We start from the raw sequence: 16,612 nt of genomic DNA on the forward strand, positions 1-16,612 counted from the left end.
ACGGACCCACGCGCCCCGGCAGCGGCCCCTACGCGGACCTGGTCATGATCTGGAGCACCTCGAGGCTGCGCGGCGGCGCCTCCGGATCGTCCCCGTCGCTCGCGGCGAGCCGCAGGTGGGCGTCGCGCGCGGCCCGTACCGCCTCCGGCCAGCCGGCGTGGTCGAGGTAGGCGGAGACCGGCGCGTCCGGGCCGACCTGGTGCATGATCCGCAGGACCCGCAGAACGGCGGTGTCGACGAGCGCCGCCTCCTGCGAGTCCCGGAATATCGTGCCGACGTATTTCTCGGCCGACCAGTTGTCCAGCCAGGTGTCCTCCACCAGCCGGTAGACGGCGTCGGTGACGTCGCCGTACCCGGGTACGCCGGCCAGCCAGACGTCCCGCTGGAACACCGGGTCGGAGAGCATGTGCAGCGCGGAACGCACAGTGCAGCGCCAGCGCCACCACGGCATGTCGTTGAGTGGCATGACGCCCATGGTGGTGGAGCGGCGGCCGCGACGGGAAGTGTTCTCCGAACCTTGCACGGTCAACGATCGTACGTTCCGTGTCCCGGGCGTCCGCTTCGCCCCCGCTGTTCACCTCGCTGTCACCCGTCGTCGACCGAGGGTCACCTCGGGGTTGGGTGCGTGAGGGAATCGTGCGTGTCCATGACCGGCAGGCGACTCCCCCGCAGCTTCTTCCCCTTGTTCCTCACCCGGCGCACCCACACCGCCGCCCGGTACGCCGGGGCACTGGCCGTGTGTGCGTCCCTCACCGCGGGGTGCGGTGTGGTGGGCGGCTCGGACTCCGGGGAGGGCACCGTGAAGGTGATGACCTGGGCGCCGGAGAACACCCGCGCCACCAACAAGCCCGGTATGCCCGCCATGGCCGTCGCGTACGCGAAGTGGATCAACTCGCGCGGTGGCATCGGCGGCCGCAGGCTCCAGGTGCTGACCTGCAACGAGCGCAACGACAGCGTGGGCGTGGCCCGGTGCGCCCGGCGCGCGGCGGACGAGGGCGCGGTCGCGGTCGTCGGCTCGTACAGCCAGTACGGGGACTCCTACCTCGCCCCGCTGGAGGGCGCGGGCATCCCCTTCATCGGCGGCTACGGCGTGACCAGCGACGAGTTCACCAGCCCCGTGTCGTACCCGGTCAACGGTGGTCAGCCCGCCCTGCTCGCCGGGCTCGGCCAGGCGCTGGCGGGCACCTGCGGCCCCGTCGCGCTGGTGCGGCCCGACAGCATCGCCGGGGACGAGATGCCCCCGCTGCTGGACGCGGGTCTGAAGGCGGGCGGTCACGCGGCGGCGAACGACCAGCTCGCCGCCGACGACGCCACCGAGTACGGCACCGCCTCCGACCGGGCGCTGCACGGGGCGACCGCCGACCCGGCGCGCAAGGGCTGCGTGGTCCCCGCGCTCGGTGACCGCACCGACACCTTCATGGACTCCTTCCGCCGGGCCCGCCCCGACTTCCCCGCGGTGCGCACGGCCACCGTGCTGGGCAGCGTCGACCAGTCGCTGATCAACGCGACGGGCGGCGCGAGCGGACCGTACGAGGGGACGTACGTCACGAGCTGGTACCCGGTGGCCTCCGACCCGCGCTGGGACTCGATGAAGAAGATCATCGACACGGAGGCGTTCGGGGACAACCGCATCGACCCGGCGGACGTCGGCGTGCAGACCACCTACCTCGCCTACACCGTGCTGACGGCGGTCCTGGAGCGGCTCGGGGACGGCGAGGTGAGCGCCGACACCGTGCAGCACACCCTCGACCACGGTCTGAAGGTGGGCACCGGCGGTCTGACCCCGACCCTGCACTGGCCGCAGGAGAGCCCGCTGTCGGCGGTCGGCTTCCCGCGCCTGGTGAACGCGGACGTGACCGTCCAGATGGTCCGGGACGGCAAGCTGGTCGCGGCGAAGCGGGGTGCGACGGCGTCCTCCGAGGTCACCGACATGACGGCCACGCTGGAGAAGGCGGACGTGGACTGAGCCGTCCGGCGGTCCGTGCGAAGGTCCGGCGCCCGGGGACGATTCCCGGGCGCCGGGCCTTTCGTCAGAGCTGGGTCGGCTGGCGCGTGGTCAGGCCGTACTTGCCCGCGATGGCGTTCCACAACTGGGCGGCGCGGGCCTTCTGGGAGCTGGCGGTGCCGCTCGCCCGGTCACCCTGCTGGGTCTGGCCGGTGGGGCGCGCGCGGCCCTTGTGGCAGCCGTGCTTGCCGGCCACCTGGCCCGCCCAGGCCGCGTAGTGGTTGTCGGCGGCGGCGGACGCCTGCCACGCCTTGGTCAGCGCGTCCTTCAGCGCGGCGTTGTCCGGCAGCTTGTCCAGGGACAGCTTGCCGAGCCGGGTGACCAGCTCGTTGCGCTGCCGGGCGGCGTCACGCAGGTCGGTGCCGGCCTGGCCGAGGTCGCGGCAGCCCTTGACGTTCTCCACCGAGCGGATCACCTGGGCGCGGCTGTTGCCGCTGTCGGCGAGCACCTGGTCCAGCGCGACCGCCTGCTGCTTGGCCGGGTCGGCCCCGGCGGAGGCGGACGGCTCGGTGGCGGCCGGGCTGGAGGCGGCCGTGGCGGGGTCCGGCTTCTTGTCGTCCCCGCCGCTGCTGAGGAGGGCACCCGCGCCGATGCCGAGGACCACGATGCCGATGCCCACGGCGGCGATCACCGGCACGCGTGAGCCGGTGCGGCCGCTGCCCCGGCGACCGCCGTCGTCCTCGTCCATCGGCGGCCGGTAGGCGGGCTGCCCGGAGATCACCGGGGCCTGGCCGACGGGCGCCGAGGGGACGCGCGGCATCTGCTGGGTGGAACCCTCGCCGGCCTGCGGGCCGCGGAAGAGGTTGTCGAACTCGGCGGGCGGCTGCCGCTCGCCGTCGTCGCCCGGGTAGGGCGGGATGTACTGGGTGGCCGCCTCGGCGTGCGCGTGGCCGGGCTGCTGCGCCGGTCCGCCCATCTCGGGCGGCAGCGCACCGCCGCTCACCGGGGGTATGTACTGCGTGGCCGCCTCGGCCGCGCCGCCGCCCGGGACCGGGGGTATGTACTGCGTCGCGCCCTCGGGGCCCGCGCCGGGTACCGGGGGCATGTACTGGGTGGCGGCCTCGTGCATCGGGGGCATGGGCGCCCCGGCGGCCGGGTAGCCCTGGCCGCCGCCGTCGCCCGGGTACGAACCGCCGTTGCCGGGGTACGAACCGCCGTTGCCGGGGTACGACCCGCCGTTGTCCGCGTACGACCCGCCGTTGTCCGCGTACTGCGGGTACGTCTCGCCGCCGTACGACGGTGCCGGGGCACCCTCGGGCGGCATGGGGCCGGGACCGGCCTGCTGCTCGGGGAGGGGCCACTGTTGCGTCGCGGGGGGCCAGCCCTGGCCCGGCTGCGGAGCATCCTGCCCGGGGCCCCACTCACCGCCCCAGGTCTGACCGCCGGGCGGCGCGGAGGGCGCGGGTGCGCCCGTCGTGCCCGGCAGCAGGGGCTCTCCTCCGTCGGAGGGCAGCACGATGCCTTCGTGCGCGGGCCGCGCCGAGGGCTCCTCGCCCTGTCCACTCTGCGTCACCGGGACTCCTGTGAATGGGGGACCTTCGGAATCGTCGGCTCACGCTACCGGGTCTGTCGAGCCCGGTGCCACGCAGCTCAGGGCCCCAGCCGCTTCCCTGTGACAGCCGTAACAAAACCCGCCCCCACCACGCTGTATTCGGCACCCGCGAGCGGCGCGGGTGCCGTTCACCGTCCCTTCACACCCGGATGCCCGCGCGTTCAGGCCGCCTGGCGCACGTCGAGCCGCGCCCCGAACTCCCTGACGACCGCCTCCTCCCCGAACGGTTCGAGACGTTGCTGAAGGTCCGTCAGGTATTCGGCGCCCCGGTCCGAGCGCAGGGTCTCCAGGAGTTCGACCGCCTTCATGCCGGTCTGGCACGCCTGCTCGATCTCGCGGCGCTGCACCTGGGCGGTGGCGAGCAGGACATAGCCGATGGCACGGCGCCGGGCGCGCGACGGCGGGTGTCCGGCGAGCGACTGCTCGGCGTAGCGGGCGGACACCTCCGGCTGGCCGAGGTCGCGGTGGCAGTGTGCCAACTCGTCGGCCAGATACGCCTCGTCGAAGTGCGCGATCCACGCCGGGTCGTCGCCGCCGGCCGTCTCCGCGCGCTCCAGCGCCGCGATCGCCTTCCCGGAGGCGGCCTCGGCGGAGCGGGCGTCGCCGAGCAGGGCGTGCCCGCGCGCCTCGGCCGCGTGGAACATCGACTCCGCGCGCGGGGTCACCCGGCCCCGGGCGCCCTCCTGCGCGGCGCGCGCCAACTGGGCGATCTCGCGCGGGTTTCCGAGCTGGGCGGCGAGATGGCTCATGGAGGCGGCGAGCACATAGCCGCCGTAGCCGCGGTCACCGGCCGCCTGCGCCAGGCGCAGCGACTGGATGTAGTACCGCTGGGCCAGGCCCGGTTGGCCGGTGTCCACGGCCATGTACCCGGCCAGCTCGGTCAACCGGGCGACGGCGGAGAAGAGTTCGCGCCCGACCGCCTCCCGGTAGGAGCCGGCGAGCAGCCCCGAGACCACGCTGTTCAGGTAGTGCACGACGACCGGGCGCACATGTCCGCTGCCGTAGGTGTGGTCCAGACCCACCAGCGCCTCGGTCATGGAGCGCACGGCCGCCACGTCGGAGCGGCCCACGCGCGGGCCCGCCTGCCGGGCCACCGCCGCGTCCGGCGCGGAGATCAGCCAGTCGCGGCTGGGCTCGACGAGCGCGGAGGCGGCGACGGAGGAGCCGGACAGGAAGTCCCGCCTGCCCACGTCGCTGCGCCACAGCTCGCAGACCTGCTCGATGGCCCCCAGGACGGTCGGCGAGAACTGGAGACCCACGCCCGAGGCGAGGTTCTTGCCGTTGGCCATGCCGATCTCGTCGATCGTGACCGTGCGGCCGAGCTTGCGGCCGAGCGCCTCGGCGATGACGGCCGGGGCGCGCCCGCGCGGCTGCTGGCCGCGCAGCCAGCGGGCCACGGACGTCTTGTCGTAGCGCAGGTCGAGACCGTGCTCGGCGCCGCACATGTTGACGCGCCGGGCCAGCCCCGCGTTCGAGCACCCCGCTTCCTGGATCAGTGCTTGCAGCCTTTCGTTCGGCTGCCTCGCCACTAGCGGCCTCGCGGCCATCCGCTACCCCCTGCGAAACCCTGGAGCGTGAAGATCCGGCCGGACGATCCGGTCGATTCAGATCACTGCCCAGTCGACATAACGTCAATGCGTGACATGTGCGGTTTGCCGGGGTAAAGGCGGCGGCCTCGCCCCTCCGGCGGTCCGGCGGCGCCCACCGCGCCTGCTTCCGGCCCCCTCGGAGGTGGCTACCCGCGCCACACCCCCGGCCCTCCCGCGCGCCCCCGAACATGCCCCCGTGCGCCCCAAATGCCGGGCCAATGCTCCTCCCCCGCGCACGGCCGGGCCGTAACCGACGTACGGCGGGAGAGTTGAGTGGAGCGTGACCGACACGAGCGCGGGCCCCGCAGCCGCCCAGATCCCGCACCAGCGCGCGGAGCCCCTGCTGGAGACCGCCGTACGCTACGCCGACGAGCGGCGCTGGGACGTGGTCGCGGGGAGCTGGCTGGAGACGGTCGACGGCATGGTGTTCTGCTCGTGCGGCGACGAGGAGTGCCCCGCGCCGGGGGCGCATCCGACCCGGCCCGACTGGGCGTCCCTGGCCACCCGCAGCGTGCGGGCGGTGCGCGCGATGTGGCAGCGGCGGCCCACCGCGTCGATCCTGCTGCCGACGGGACGCACCTTCGACGCGCTGTCCGTCCCCGAGAGCGCGGGCCTGCTCGCGCTGGCCCGCATGAAGCGGATGGGGCTGATCCCGGGTCCGGTGATCCGCACCGCCGACGCCCGGACCCAGTTCTTCGTCCTGCCCGGCGGCGGCGGCAAGACGCCCGACCTGCTGCGCCGGCTCGGCTGGTACCCGCCCTCCCTGGACCTGGCCTTCCTCGGCGAGGGCCGCTACGTCGCCGCCCCGCCCTCCCGCGTCGGCACCCGGGGCGCCGCCCAGTGGGCCTCCCCGCCGACCCTGGCCAACCGCTGGCTGCCGGACGCGGAGGAGGTGGTCCCGGCGCTGGCGTACGCGTGCGCGCGGGACCGCTGATCACCGAGTGGCCCGGGGCCCTCAACAGGACCACCGATGTCCCCGTAGGGTTTCGCCATGACCGAGGCGGCAGTGCGGATACGAGGACTCTGGAAGCAGTTCGGGCAGCATGTCGCGGTCGGGGGGATCGATCTCGATCTGCCCGCCGGGAAGTTCATCGGACTGGTCGGTCCCAACGGGGCGGGCAAGACCACCACCCTGTCCATGGTGACCGGGCTGCTCCGGCCCGACCAGGGCAGCGTGGAGATCGCCGGGCAGGACGTCTGGCGCGACCCGGTGGCCGTCAAGGCCCGCATCGGGGTGCTGCCGGAGGGACTGCGGCTCTTCGAACGGCTGTCGGGACGGGAACTGCTCGGTTACTCCGGGCGGATGCGCGGGCTGCCCGGCGCCGAGGTCGACAAGCGGGCCACCCAGTTGCTCGACGTGCTCGACCTTGCCGGGGCCCAGCACAAGCTGGTCGTCGACTACTCCACCGGTATGCGCAAGAAGATCGGCCTCGCCGCCGCCCTGCTGCACAACCCCGAAGTGCTCTTCCTGGACGAGCCGTTCGAGGGCGTCGACCCGGTGTCCGCGCAGACCATCCGGGGCGTCCTGGAGCGCTACACCGCCTCCGGCGCCACCGTCGTCTTCTCCTCGCACGTGATGGAGCTGGTGGAGTCCCTGTGCGACTGGGTGGCCGTGCTGGCCGCCGGACGCATCCGCGCGACCGGGCCGCTGGCCGAGGTGCGCGGCGAACACCCCACGCTCCAGGCCGCCTTCCTCGAACTCGTCGGCGCCCACGACCGCGCCGCCGGGTCCGACCTCGACTGGCTGGGCGGCGGTGCCCCGCGATGACGGCCCTGACCCCCACCCTCGTCCGGCTGAAGCTGTCGTTGCTGCGCGGCGGGCTGCGCCAGTCGGCGGGCCGCCGGGCCGCGTTCGTCTGCTCGGCGATCGCCGCGCTGCTGATCGGCCTGCTCCAGATGACGGGCCTGATCGCGCTCGGCGGATTCGCGCACGTCGAGAACGTCGCGGTGATCGGCGCGGCCGTGCTCGCGCTCGGCTGGACCGTGATGCCGCTGTTCTTCCCGAGCGGCGACGAGACGCTCGACCCGACCCGGCTGGTGATGCTCCCGCTGCGGCCCCGGCCGCTGGTGCGCGCGCTGCTCGCCGCCTCCCTGGTCGGCATCGGCCCGCTGTACACGCTGCTGGTCCTCACCGGCTGCGCGGTGGCGCTCGCGCACGGCCCCGCCGGATGGGTGACCGCCGTCGTCGCCCTCCCGCTCGCGCTGCTGGTGTGCGTGGCGCTGGCGCGTACGGTCGCGGCGGCCAACGTACGGCTGCTGACCAGCCGCCGGGGCCGGGACCTCGCGGTACTGAGCGGGCTGGTGATCGCCATCGGGGCGCAGGTGCTCAACTTCGGTCTGCAGCGCCTTGGTTCGTCCACCGGGCTCGGACAGCTCGGGGCGGTGGCCGACGTGCTGTCCTGGGTGCCGCCCGCCTCGGCGCTGGCCGCGGTGCACACGGCGGGCACCGGGTCGTACGGTGTGGCGCTGGCTCAGCTGGCTCTGTCCGTGGCTGCGTTGGTGCTGCTGATCGCCGCCTGGGCGCGCAGTCTGACCCGGCTGATGACCGCGCCGGACGGCTCCACGCTCCAGGGTGCCCAGACGAACGCGCCCGACCACGCCTCGGCGAGCCTGCTGGGCCGCGTGCTGCCGGGCGGCCGCACCGGCGCCGTGATGGAACGCACCCTGCGCTACATCTGGCGCGACCCCAAGACCAAGGCCGCGTGGGTGACCTCGCTGGCGATCGGACTCATCGTGCCGGTGTTCAACGCCGTGCAGGGCACCGGTTCGGTCTACTTCGCGTGCTTCGCCTCGGGGATGCTCGGGATGCAGATGTACAACCAGTTCGGGCAGGACGCCTCCGCGTTCTGGATGGTCGCCATGACCATCTCCTCGCCCCGCGACGCCTACGCCGAGCTGCGCGGACGCGCGCTGGCGCTGCTGCTGATCACCCTGCCGTACGCGCTGGTGGTCACGGTGGTGACGACGGCGCTCCTCGGTGACTGGGACCGGCTGCCCGAGGTGCTGGGGCTGTCCCTGGCGCTGCTCGGCGCGATGCTGGCGACGGGGGCGTGGACGTCGGCGCGGTTCCCGTACTCGATCCCGCAGGAGGGGCACCGGAACGTGGCGCCGGGGCAGGCGGGGCTCGCCTTCGCGGCGATCTTCGGGGGCATGGTGTCGGCGGCGCTGCTGTGTGCGCCGGTGATCGCGGCGGTGATCTGGCTGAACGTCGTGGACGGGGGGTCGCGGTGGACGTGGGTGCTGCTGCCGCTCGGGGTGGTGTACGGGGCGGGGCTGACCGTGGCGGGGCTGCGGTTGGCCGCGCCGCGGACGGCGGGGCGGTTGCCGGAGATTCTGGTGGCGGTCAGTCGGGGGTGAGGGGTGGCGGCTCTCGCTGCTCGGGTGCGGCGCCGTCGGGGCTGGTCGCGCAGGTCCCCGCGCCCTTGAGGGCACCGGTGCCCCTGCCGAACACTCTCAGACCAGGTGGCTGAGGAACGGCTCCACCGCTCTGCGCCATGCCTCCGGCTGGTCGTAGTGGATCAGGTGGCCCGCATCGGTGATCTCGGCGTACTCGCCCCGGGGGAGGACGCGGACCATTTCCTGGGCTTCGGCGCGGCCGAGTTCGCCGTCGAGGCCGCGGACGACGAGGGTGGGGCAGGCGACCTGGGCCAGTTCCTCCCAGTGGGCGTCGTGGACCCAGGTCTCGCGGGTGCGGAGCATCCGCTCGGGCTCGAAGACGGGGCGCCAGCCGTCCGCGCACTCGTGCATCACCTCGGCGTAGAACTCGCCGCGGGTCGGGCTCGGGCGCTCCAGGCGGGGGTCGTCCTCGCCGAACCACTTGCGGACGTCCGCGAGCGTGGCGAAGGGGACCGGCCAGGAGCGGAACCACTCGTCCCACTCGCGCTGCGAGGCGGCGCCGAGCGCGGAGGCGCGCATGTCGCAGATGACGAGTCCGCGCACGAGGTCGGGGCGGCGGGCGGCGAGCTGCCAGGCCGTCAGGGCGCCCATGGCGTGGCCGATGAGGACGGCGGGGGCCAGACCGAGCTGTGCGAGGGCGGACTCGGCGTCCGCGACGTAGTCCTCGCGGGTGCAGGCGGCCGCCGGGGGGTGTTCGCTGCGGCCGTGGCCGCGCTGGTCGAGCGCCACGGCGCGGTAGCGCTCCGCGAGCCAGCGGGCGGTGGCCGCCCAGTGGGAGGCACGGCCCATCAGCCCGTGGAGCAGCAGCACGCCGGGGAGGGCGGAGTCGGCCCCTTCCTTGGGCGGGTCCGCGAACTCCCAGGCGGCCAGCCGTACGCCGCCCGCTCCTGTCACGTCGATGCGTCGTGCCATCGCCTGGCACCCCCCAGCGTTGCCTGCCTCGTACCGGTGTACTGCCCTGCCGTCGTCCTGTTGCCGTGGTTCGTGGTGCTGCTGTCGCAGACTATCGAACTGTTATTCGAACATCGGGTCTGTGCGAGGAACACCCCTCGTTCGAGTGACACCAGAAGAGGAATGATCGCCACCGCCGAGGGGATCTTTTCTGGCGAGGGGGGCGGACCGCTCGGGGAAAAACGGTCCGAGGGTGACCCTGGGAGCTCGGGGCTCCGGGTCACCGTCCGGGGAGGTGAGACCCCGGCGCCGCGGCGGCGCCGGGGTTCTCTTTCGTCCCGGCGTCGTCTCAGCGCTTGGCGACGAAGACGTGCGAGGCGACCTCCGAGGCCAGCTCGGCGGCCTCGCCGCCGCTGCCGACCAGGACGCCACCCGCCGACTCGGTCACGCTCACCACGGAGCCGGGCTGCACACCCGCGCGCCGCAGCGTGTACATGAGCTGCGCGTCCGTCTGGATCGGCTCCCCGATCCGGCGGACGACGACCGTCTTGCCGTCCTGGCCCGGGTCGAGGTCGGCCAGCGAGACCATGCCCTCGTCCAGGAACGGGTCGGCGCCGTCCTTCTCCCCCAGCTCTTCGAGGCCGGGGATGGGGTTGCCGTACGGCGACTCGGTGGGGTGGCGCAGCAGTTCGAGCACGCGGCGCTCGACCGCCTCGCTCATCACGTGCTCCCAGCGACACGCCTCTGCGTGCACCTGCTCCCACTCCAGGCCGATGACGTCCACCAGCAGGCACTCCGCGAGGCGGTGCTTGCGCATCACCCGGATGGCCAGCCGGCGGCCCTCGTCGGTCAGCTCCAGATGACGGTCGCTGGCCACGGACACGAGCCCGTCCCGCTCCATGCGCGCCACCGTCTGGCTCACGGTCGGCCCGCTCTGGTCGAGCCGCTCCGCGATACGGGCGCGCATGGGGACGACGCCTTCCTCTTCCAGTTCGAGGATGGTGCGGAGATACATCTCCGTGGTGTCGATCAGTCCGGACATACGTGCCCCTCGATTACCTCTGCCGGAAGCTCACCGCTGCCCGGCGCGTGCGCTGGCCCAGACCTCAATTCTGCCGGATACCACCGACAACCGTGCCGCCCCTACGAAACCGGAGTGCGCCGGGGTGGCGGCGCGGGGGGATCGGCGCGGCGGGGGTGTCGTACACGGAATCGCCGCCAGGTCCCGCACGCCGAGCCCTCTCGTCCCGCGGTCAACTCCCGCACAGGACAGCCGCCGAGCCACCGGAGGCGCCCCGTATTGACAGGGTGATGGTCCAGACCGCACCGTGATCCGCGACACCGAGCGCGAAGGGGCCCCGTATGAGCGACGGCACGCCTGCCGAACTGTTCTTCGACGCCGCCGCGGAGCTGTTGCGGCGGGTGCGGGAGGAGGAGGGTGGGGCCATCGCGGAGGCGGGGGTCCTGCTGGCGGACACGGTGACGGACGGGGGGCGGCTGTTCGCGTTCGGGGCCGGACACTCCTCGCTGGCCGCGCAGGACGTGGTCTACCGGGCCGGCGGCCTCGCCCTGATGAACCTGCTCGCCGTACCCGGCGTCGTCGGCGTGGACGTCACCCCGGCCACCCTCGGCTCCGCCCTGGAGCGGGTCGACGGGCTCGCGACCGCCGTACTGGACAGCTCACCGGCCCGCGCCGGGGACGCCCTGGTGATCATCTCGCTGTCGGGCCGCAACTCCCTGCCCGTCGAGATGGCGCGCGGCGCCCGGGAACGCGGGCTCAAGGTCATCGGCGTCACCTCCGTCGCCTACGCCACCGGGACCGCCTCGCGGCACGCCTCCGGCACCTTCCTCAAGGACCACTGCGACGTCGTGCTCGACTCCAAGATCGCGGTCGGCGACGCGGAGCTGAGCCTGGACTCCGTACCCGCCCCGTTCGCCCCCGCCTCCACGGTCGTCACCTCGGCGCTGATGCAGGCCGTGATGGCCACCGCCGCCGCCGAGCTGGCCGCGCGCGGCATCGAGCCCCCGCTGCTGCGCTCCGGCAACGTCGACGGCGGCCACGACTGGAACGCGCGGATCATGGAGAAGTACGGCGACCGGATCTTCTACCGGCACTAGCCGCGGACACCGGTCCCAGGGGGGACACGGCCTAGCCCCGCACCGCCGCCGCCAGATCCAGCGCCGCCCCGATCCGCGCCGCCACCTCCTCCGCGTACGCCACGTCGGACCGGTCGAAGCGCCCGCGCCCCGGCCCGCGCAGGAAGGTGAGCACGCCCAGCGTGCGACCCCGGCTGCGCAGGACGGCGCACAGCGCGTGCGCGGTGTCGGCGGGCCACAGCCGGGCCCGCGCCCACTCGCGCGGCCGCTCGGCGGGGCCCGAGCCGGCGTCCACGCGCACCGTCCCGTTCCGCTCGCCGCACTGGAGCGCGGGGTGCCCGGCGCCGTACCGCACGGGCAGCCCGGAGGTGCCGGGCGGGGTGTCGGGGCCGGGCGTACCGGCGGGGGTGGCGGCGAGCCGTACGAGCCGTACAGATCCCTCCTCCGAGCCGGGCGGCACCGGCCCGACCCGGTCCAGCAGGGCGTGGTCGGCGAAGCCCGCGAGGGCGAACTCCAGGTGGACCACGGCCGCCTCCGCCGGGTCCTCGCACTCGGCGGCGGCGCGGGCGGCGCGGTGCAACTGGTTGGAGCGGAAGCGCAACTGGGACGCCTCACGCTCGCCCTGCCGGGCCTCGGTGACGTCCTGGAAGAGCCAGCCGACCCCGAGCGGTACGGGCTCCTCGGCCAGCGGCGAGGACAGCCGTACGAAGCCGCTGCGCCAGCAGCGCCGCCGCTCGCCCTCGGCGGTCCGCACACTCACCCACATCTCGGCGGGGCCGGGCGGCGCGCCCTCGGCCAGCACATGGGTCAGCGCGCTCTCCAGCTCCTCGACACCCTGGGCCAGCAGCTCGCCGAACGGGCGCCCGAGCGCGGACGTACGGCCCACCCCGAGTGCGCGGGCCGCGTGCGCGTTGACGACGGCGGGCCGCAGATCGGCGTCGACCAGCACGACACCCCAGGACGCGTCCTCGAACAGCGCCTCGCTGAGCGCGATCGACCGCTCCAGGTCGATCTGCGCGTGCACCTCGCTGAAGGCGCAGTACAGCCCGGCCGGACTGCCGTCGGGACCGCGCACGGCGGCGGACTGGGTCCGGACGAGCACCCGTCCCCCGTCCTTGGTGACCAGCGCGAACTCGTGCACCTGCCGCCCCGGCGCCCGCATCGCGGACATCAGCCGCCGCTGCACCTCCTCGGCGTCCGCGCTGCGCACCGCCCACCCGGCGAACCCCGGCCGCCCGACCGCCTCGGCCGCGCTCCACCCCAGAATCCGCTCCGCCTCACGGTTCCAGTGGGTCACGACCCCCTCGGCGTCGAAGGCGCACAGGGCCGCGTCCATGCCGTCCAGCAGCGCGGCGAGCAGATCCTCCCCGCCCGGCTCCCCCGGCCCCAGCTCGTCGGTGGCCCCACCACGCCGGGAAGCACTCACCCTGGACCCCCTGGAGGCTGCGTCGGGCACACCCCTCGGCGCCCGTTCCGCTCACTGGCCTGCGTTGTTCGCTTGTCATTCAACTCGACAGTGACCCGGCACACATCAGGTTCTCGCAAGATTGCGGGCGTCGCGAAAAAAGAAGTTGAGCCCCTCCGCTCCACTGCCTAGGCTGCAAAGCAAGCAGAAGGGAGGTGATCGGGTAAATGTGTGAAACCCGGACGCGTGAGGTGGCTGCGGGCTAGCGGCCCGTCACCACACCGAGTTGCGGTGCCGGAACAGCGCGTGTGAATGCGCGCCGCCGGCCAATCCATCGCAGTCGCCCGACCCGTGAGCTCGCCGGTAACGTCCGGCCGGCCCTCCGCCTCGGCGGAGGACCCGAGCTCACGGGTCGTCTGCGTTTTCAGCAGGTGTCAGGGGCTCAGGCGGTCGATCGTCCAGGTGCCGTCCGGGAGGGCGGCGTAGCGGAGGCGGTCGTGGAGGCGGTTCTCGCGGCCCTGCCAGAACTCGACGGTCTCGGGGGCGACGCGGAAACCGCCCCAGTGGGGCGGGACGGGGACTTCCTCACCCTCGGGATAGCGGGCGCCGAGCGCGGCGTACGCCTCGTCCAGTTCGGCGCGGGAGCCGACGACCGTGGACTGCGCACTCGCCCAGGCGCCGAGCTGGGAGCCGTGCGGGCGGCTGTGGAAGTACGCGGCGGTCTCCTCACGGCTCGTACGGCGGGCCACACCCGAGACGATGACCTGGCGGGCGATGGGATGCCAGGGGAAGAGCAGCGAGACGTACGGGTTCCCGGCCAGGTCACGCGCCTTGTGGGAGTCGTAGTTGGTGTAGAAGACGAAGCCCTCGGTGTCGTAGCCCTTCATCAGGACCGTGCGCGAGCTGGGGCGCCCGGCGGGGTCCACCGTGGAGACGACCATGGCGTTGGGCTCGTACAGCGTGCCGTGGACGGCCGCGCGGGCCGCGTCCGCGAACCAGCGCGCGAACTGGTCCATCGGGTGGCCCGCGAGATCCGGCTCGTCCAGTCCCCGGGCGCGGTACTGCTTGCGCATGAACGCGGGGTCGGTGGCGGGGTCGGGCATCGTGTCGCGATCGGTCACGTGGTCATCCTGCCGTATGGGGCGTACGGGCCTCGCGGGGCGCCTCCCGGACGCTCCCGTCCGCTCCCGGCGCGTCGCGCGGCGGCTCGCCAACGCCACCTCCCTCTAACGTGGCACTCAGTGCCGCAAGGTCTCCCCAAACCTGGCACTCAGGGCTATCGTGCTGGTTCCCGCCCCGTCTCCGGGTGACCCCCGGCCGTACGGGGCATGACCGGTGTGACCGCCGCCGACCCAGCATGAGGAGCCGCCTTATGTCCGAGTTCGTACCCGGGCTAGAGGGAGTCGTCGCCTTCGAGACGGAGATCGCCGAGCCGGACAAGGAGGGCGGCGCCCTGCGGTATCGGGGCGTCGACATCGAGGACCTGGTCGGCCACGTGTCCTTCGGGAACGTGTGGGGACTGCTGGTCGACGGTGCCTTCGACCCCGGCCTGCCGCCCGCCGAGCCGTTCCCGATCCCGGTGCACTCCGGGGACATCCGCGTGGACGTGCAGTCCGCGCTGGCCATGCTGGCCCCCGTGTGGGGCCTCAAACCGCTGCTGGACATCGACGCCGAGCAGGCCCGTGACGACCTCGCACGCGCCGCCGTGACGGCGCTGTCGTACGTCGCCCAGTCCGCGCGCGGGCAGGGGCTGCCGATGGTGCCGCAGAACGAGATCGACAAGGCGCGGTCGGTGGTCGAGCGGTTCATGATCCGCTGGCGCGGCGAGCCGGACCCGAAGCATGTCGCCGCCGTCGACGCGTACTGGACCTCGGCCGCCGAGCACGGCATGAACGCGTCCACCTTCACGGCGCGCGTCATCGCCTCCACCGGCGCGGACGTCGCCGCGGCGCTGTCGGGTGCCGTCGGGGCCATGTCCGGTCCCCTCCATGGCGGGGCGCCCTCCCGTGTGCTCGGCATGATCGAGGAGATCGAGCGGACCGGGGACGCGGAGGAGTGGGTCAAGCAGGCCCTCGACCGCGGTGAGCGGCTCATGGGCTTCGGGCACCGGGTCTACCGGGCCGAGGACCCCCGGGCGCGGGTGCTGCGGCGCACCGCGCGGGAGCTGGGGGCGCCGCGGTACGAGATCGCGGAGGCGCTGGAGAAGGCGGCGCTGGAGGAGCTGCACAATCGGCGGCCGGATCGCGTGCTGGCCACCAACGTGGAGTTCTGGGCGGCGATCCTGCTCGACTTCGCCGAGGTGCCGGCGCACATGTTCACGTCGATGTTCACGTGTGCGCGTACCGCCGGGTGGTCGGCGCACATTCTCGAGCAGAAGCGGACCGGTCGCCTGGTGCGGCCTTCGGCGAAGTATGTGGGGCCCGCTTCTCGCCGGCCTGAGGACATCCCCGGGTTTGCGGGGATCGCCCACTGACATCGCCCGCTGAGAGGGGTTGCGGGGGCGCGTGGGCGGCTGCGCGATCGGTGTGGTCGATCGCGCGGTTCCTCGCGCCCCTGAGAAGGCGAAACCCCTAGGCCGGCGTCAAGAGGCCCGCGTGGTGGCGCTCCGCCACCAGCGGGTGCGCCCGCAGCTTGCCCTTCAGTTCGTTGAAGCCGTACTCCGCGTAGAGCGGGTTCGTCGGGTCCGTCGTCACGCCGGGGGCGAGGTCCGCGTGCGGGAAGGGCAGCGGAGCGATCTTCGCGTCCAGGCGGGGGTTGTAGAAGAACGGGATCGAGAAGCGCTCCGTGGCTCCGGGCGGGCTGACCACACGGTGGTTGGTGGCGAGGAGGTAGCCGTTGGTGGCGACCTCCAGGAGTTCGCCGAGGTTCACCACGAACGCGCCGTCCAGGGGCGGGACTTCGTGGAAGCGGCCGTCCTCGCGCTGGACCTGGAGGCCGCCGACGGAGTCCTGGAGGAGCAGGGTGAGGAAGCCGTAGTCCTTGTGGGCGCCGACGCCCTGGTCGGTGCCGTCGCCCGCGCTGCCGGGGTAGCGGACGAGCTTGAGGTGCGGGTGGGCGTGGGCGCCGAAGATCGGGTCGTAGAAGCCGGCGGGGGCGCCGATGGCGGTCAGGAGCTCGTGCAGCAGGCGCTGGGCGACCGCGCTGAGCTTGTCGATCCAGGCGAGGGCGGCGGTACGCAGCTCGGGCAGGGCGGCGGGCCACTGGTTGGGACCCTGGAGCCACCAGTACGGCGGCTCGTCCGGACCGGGCATGCGGGCGGGGCGCTCGGCGCCGATGTCGAGCTGGTCGCGCCAGTCGCGGGCACCGGCGGTGCGCTCGTCGCCGGTGCGCGTGTAGCCGCGGAAGTGCGGGGAGTTGAGGTTGTCCAGGGCGAGCCGGTCTGCCTCGGGGAGCGCGAAGAAGGCGCGCATCGCGGTGAGCAGGGCGTCGGTCTCCCGCTGGGTCACACCGTGCCCGACGAGCTGGAAGAAGCCCACGTCATGGGCGGCGGAGTGCAGCCGCTCGTGGAGCCGGGCGCGCTCCTCGGGGCCGCGGTCCGCGGCCGACAGATCGATGATCGGGAGCTGGGCGTACGACGGGTTCGTCGCGTGAGTCGTCATGGCGCGTCCGCGGGTGTACGGGGCACGGGCGGCCGCGGGGGTGTGCGGCCCCCGGGTGCCGGAAAGGAAGAGACGAGA

Annotated in this window: 14 protein-coding genes; 6 read left to right on the top strand and 8 right to left on the bottom strand. The window is 73.5% G+C overall.

The window, feature by feature from the left end; genetic code table 11:
• Positions 1-28: 28 nt before the first annotated feature.
• The gene (locus ACWEEU_RS01235) at positions 29-529 is read right to left on the bottom strand and encodes an SCO4402 family protein (protein ID WP_385751070.1); all 501 of its coding nucleotides are present in this window, start codon (positions 527-529) and stop codon (positions 29-31) included.
• A gap of 117 nt (positions 530-646) precedes the next feature.
• Between ACWEEU_RS01235 and ACWEEU_RS01240 the strand changes: the two genes are divergently transcribed.
• On the top strand, positions 647-1,966 hold the full coding sequence (locus ACWEEU_RS01240) for an ABC transporter substrate-binding protein (protein ID WP_451727190.1): 1,320 nt from the start codon (positions 647-649) through the stop codon (positions 1,964-1,966).
• A 64-nt stretch (positions 1,967-2,030) separates the two neighbouring features.
• On the opposite strand, the gene ACWEEU_RS01245 is transcribed toward ACWEEU_RS01240, so the two are convergent.
• Entirely contained in the window at positions 2,031-3,518 is a 1,488-nt protein-coding gene (locus ACWEEU_RS01245) for a hypothetical protein (RefSeq protein ID WP_451727193.1), read from the bottom strand.
• Between the two features lie 200 nt (positions 3,519-3,718).
• Complete coding sequence (locus tag ACWEEU_RS01250; protein ID WP_385747352.1) at positions 3,719-5,104, bottom strand: tetratricopeptide repeat protein; 1,386 nt, start codon at positions 5,102-5,104, stop codon at positions 3,719-3,721.
• 322 nt (positions 5,105-5,426) lie between these two features.
• Here ACWEEU_RS01250 and ACWEEU_RS01255 point away from each other — a divergent pair, with 322 nt between their 5' ends.
• Genes ACWEEU_RS01255 through ACWEEU_RS01265 form a run of 3 tightly spaced genes read left to right on the top strand, consistent with a single transcriptional unit; the run spans position 5,427 to position 8,503 of the window.
• Positions 5,427-6,080, top strand: a complete 654-nt coding sequence (locus ACWEEU_RS01255; protein WP_451727196.1) for a bifunctional DNA primase/polymerase — start codon at positions 5,427-5,429, stop codon at positions 6,078-6,080.
• A gap of 57 nt (positions 6,081-6,137) precedes the next feature.
• On the top strand, positions 6,138-6,914 hold the full coding sequence (locus ACWEEU_RS01260) for an ABC transporter ATP-binding protein (protein ID WP_199587483.1): 777 nt from the start codon (positions 6,138-6,140) through the stop codon (positions 6,912-6,914).
• Positions 6,911-8,503 (top strand): transporter, encoded by a 1,593-nt coding sequence (locus tag ACWEEU_RS01265; protein ID WP_451727200.1) that lies wholly within the window; start codon positions 6,911-6,913, stop codon positions 8,501-8,503. Before ACWEEU_RS01260 ends, ACWEEU_RS01265 begins: the two co-directional genes overlap by 4 nt.
• A 96-nt stretch (positions 8,504-8,599) precedes the next feature.
• On the opposite strand, the gene ACWEEU_RS01270 is transcribed toward ACWEEU_RS01265, so the two are convergent.
• Both ACWEEU_RS01270 and ACWEEU_RS01275 read right to left on the bottom strand, forming a co-directional pair.
• Positions 8,600-9,454, bottom strand: a complete 855-nt coding sequence (locus ACWEEU_RS01270) for an alpha/beta fold hydrolase (protein ID WP_385747358.1) — start codon at positions 9,452-9,454, stop codon at positions 8,600-8,602.
• A 328-nt stretch (positions 9,455-9,782) separates the two neighbouring features.
• Positions 9,783-10,475, bottom strand: coding sequence for a metal-dependent transcriptional regulator (locus tag ACWEEU_RS01275; protein WP_385747360.1), 693 nt, complete (start codon positions 10,473-10,475; stop codon positions 9,783-9,785).
• Between the two features lie 320 nt (positions 10,476-10,795).
• Between ACWEEU_RS01275 and ACWEEU_RS01280 the strand changes: the two genes are divergently transcribed.
• Complete coding sequence (locus ACWEEU_RS01280) at positions 10,796-11,551, top strand: SIS domain-containing protein (protein WP_451727205.1); 756 nt, start codon at positions 10,796-10,798, stop codon at positions 11,549-11,551.
• Between the two features lie 31 nt (positions 11,552-11,582).
• Here ACWEEU_RS01280 and ACWEEU_RS01285 read toward each other — a convergent pair whose 3' ends face one another.
• Together ACWEEU_RS01285 and pdxH are read right to left on the bottom strand one after the other, a co-directional pair.
• Positions 11,583-12,956 (bottom strand): PAS domain-containing protein, encoded by a 1,374-nt coding sequence (locus ACWEEU_RS01285; protein ID WP_451727208.1) that lies wholly within the window; start codon positions 12,954-12,956, stop codon positions 11,583-11,585.
• A 413-nt stretch (positions 12,957-13,369) separates the two neighbouring features.
• Positions 13,370-14,056, bottom strand: a complete 687-nt coding sequence (gene pdxH, locus ACWEEU_RS01290) for a pyridoxamine 5'-phosphate oxidase (RefSeq protein WP_385747366.1) — start codon at positions 14,054-14,056, stop codon at positions 13,370-13,372.
• Positions 14,057-14,307: 251 nt separating this feature from the next.
• On the opposite strand from pdxH, the gene ACWEEU_RS01295 reads away from it, so the two are divergent.
• A complete protein-coding gene (locus ACWEEU_RS01295; protein WP_385747368.1) occupies positions 14,308-15,408 on the top strand; it encodes a citrate synthase 2 in 1,101 nt (366 codons plus the stop codon).
• 97 nt (positions 15,409-15,505) lie between these two features.
• Here the strand turns inward: ACWEEU_RS01295 and ACWEEU_RS01300 are convergent, their stop codons facing one another.
• A complete protein-coding gene (locus ACWEEU_RS01300) occupies positions 15,506-16,534 on the bottom strand; it encodes an isopenicillin N synthase family dioxygenase (RefSeq protein WP_385747370.1) in 1,029 nt (342 codons plus the stop codon).
• Between the last annotated feature and the right edge of the window lie 78 nt (positions 16,535-16,612).

The organism is Streptomyces sp. NPDC005004, assembly GCF_053600675.1.

Bases quoted from the DNA above. Each gene is read 5' to 3' on its own strand.
- ACWEEU_RS01240 (WP_451727190.1), top strand. From the start codon at position 647: ATGACCGGCAGGCGACTCCCCCGCAGCTTCTTCCCCTTGTTCCTCACC.
- ACWEEU_RS01250 (WP_385747352.1), bottom strand. From the start codon at position 5,104: ATGGCCGCGAGGCCGCTAGTGGCGAGGCAGCCGAACGAAAGGCTGCAA.
- ACWEEU_RS01260 (WP_199587483.1), top strand. From the start codon at position 6,138: ATGACCGAGGCGGCAGTGCGGATACGAGGACTCTGGAAGCAGTTCGGG.
- ACWEEU_RS01265 (WP_451727200.1), top strand. From the start codon at position 6,911: ATGACGGCCCTGACCCCCACCCTCGTCCGGCTGAAGCTGTCGTTGCTG.
- ACWEEU_RS01270 (WP_385747358.1), bottom strand. From the start codon at position 9,454: ATGGCACGACGCATCGACGTGACAGGAGCGGGCGGCGTACGGCTGGCC.
- ACWEEU_RS01275 (WP_385747360.1), bottom strand. From the start codon at position 10,475: ATGTCCGGACTGATCGACACCACGGAGATGTATCTCCGCACCATCCTC.
- ACWEEU_RS01280 (WP_451727205.1), top strand. From the start codon at position 10,796: ATGAGCGACGGCACGCCTGCCGAACTGTTCTTCGACGCCGCCGCGGAG.
- ACWEEU_RS01295 (WP_385747368.1), top strand. From the start codon at position 14,308: ATGTCCGAGTTCGTACCCGGGCTAGAGGGAGTCGTCGCCTTCGAGACG.
- ACWEEU_RS01300 (WP_385747370.1), bottom strand. From the start codon at position 16,534: ATGACGACTCACGCGACGAACCCGTCGTACGCCCAGCTCCCGATCATC.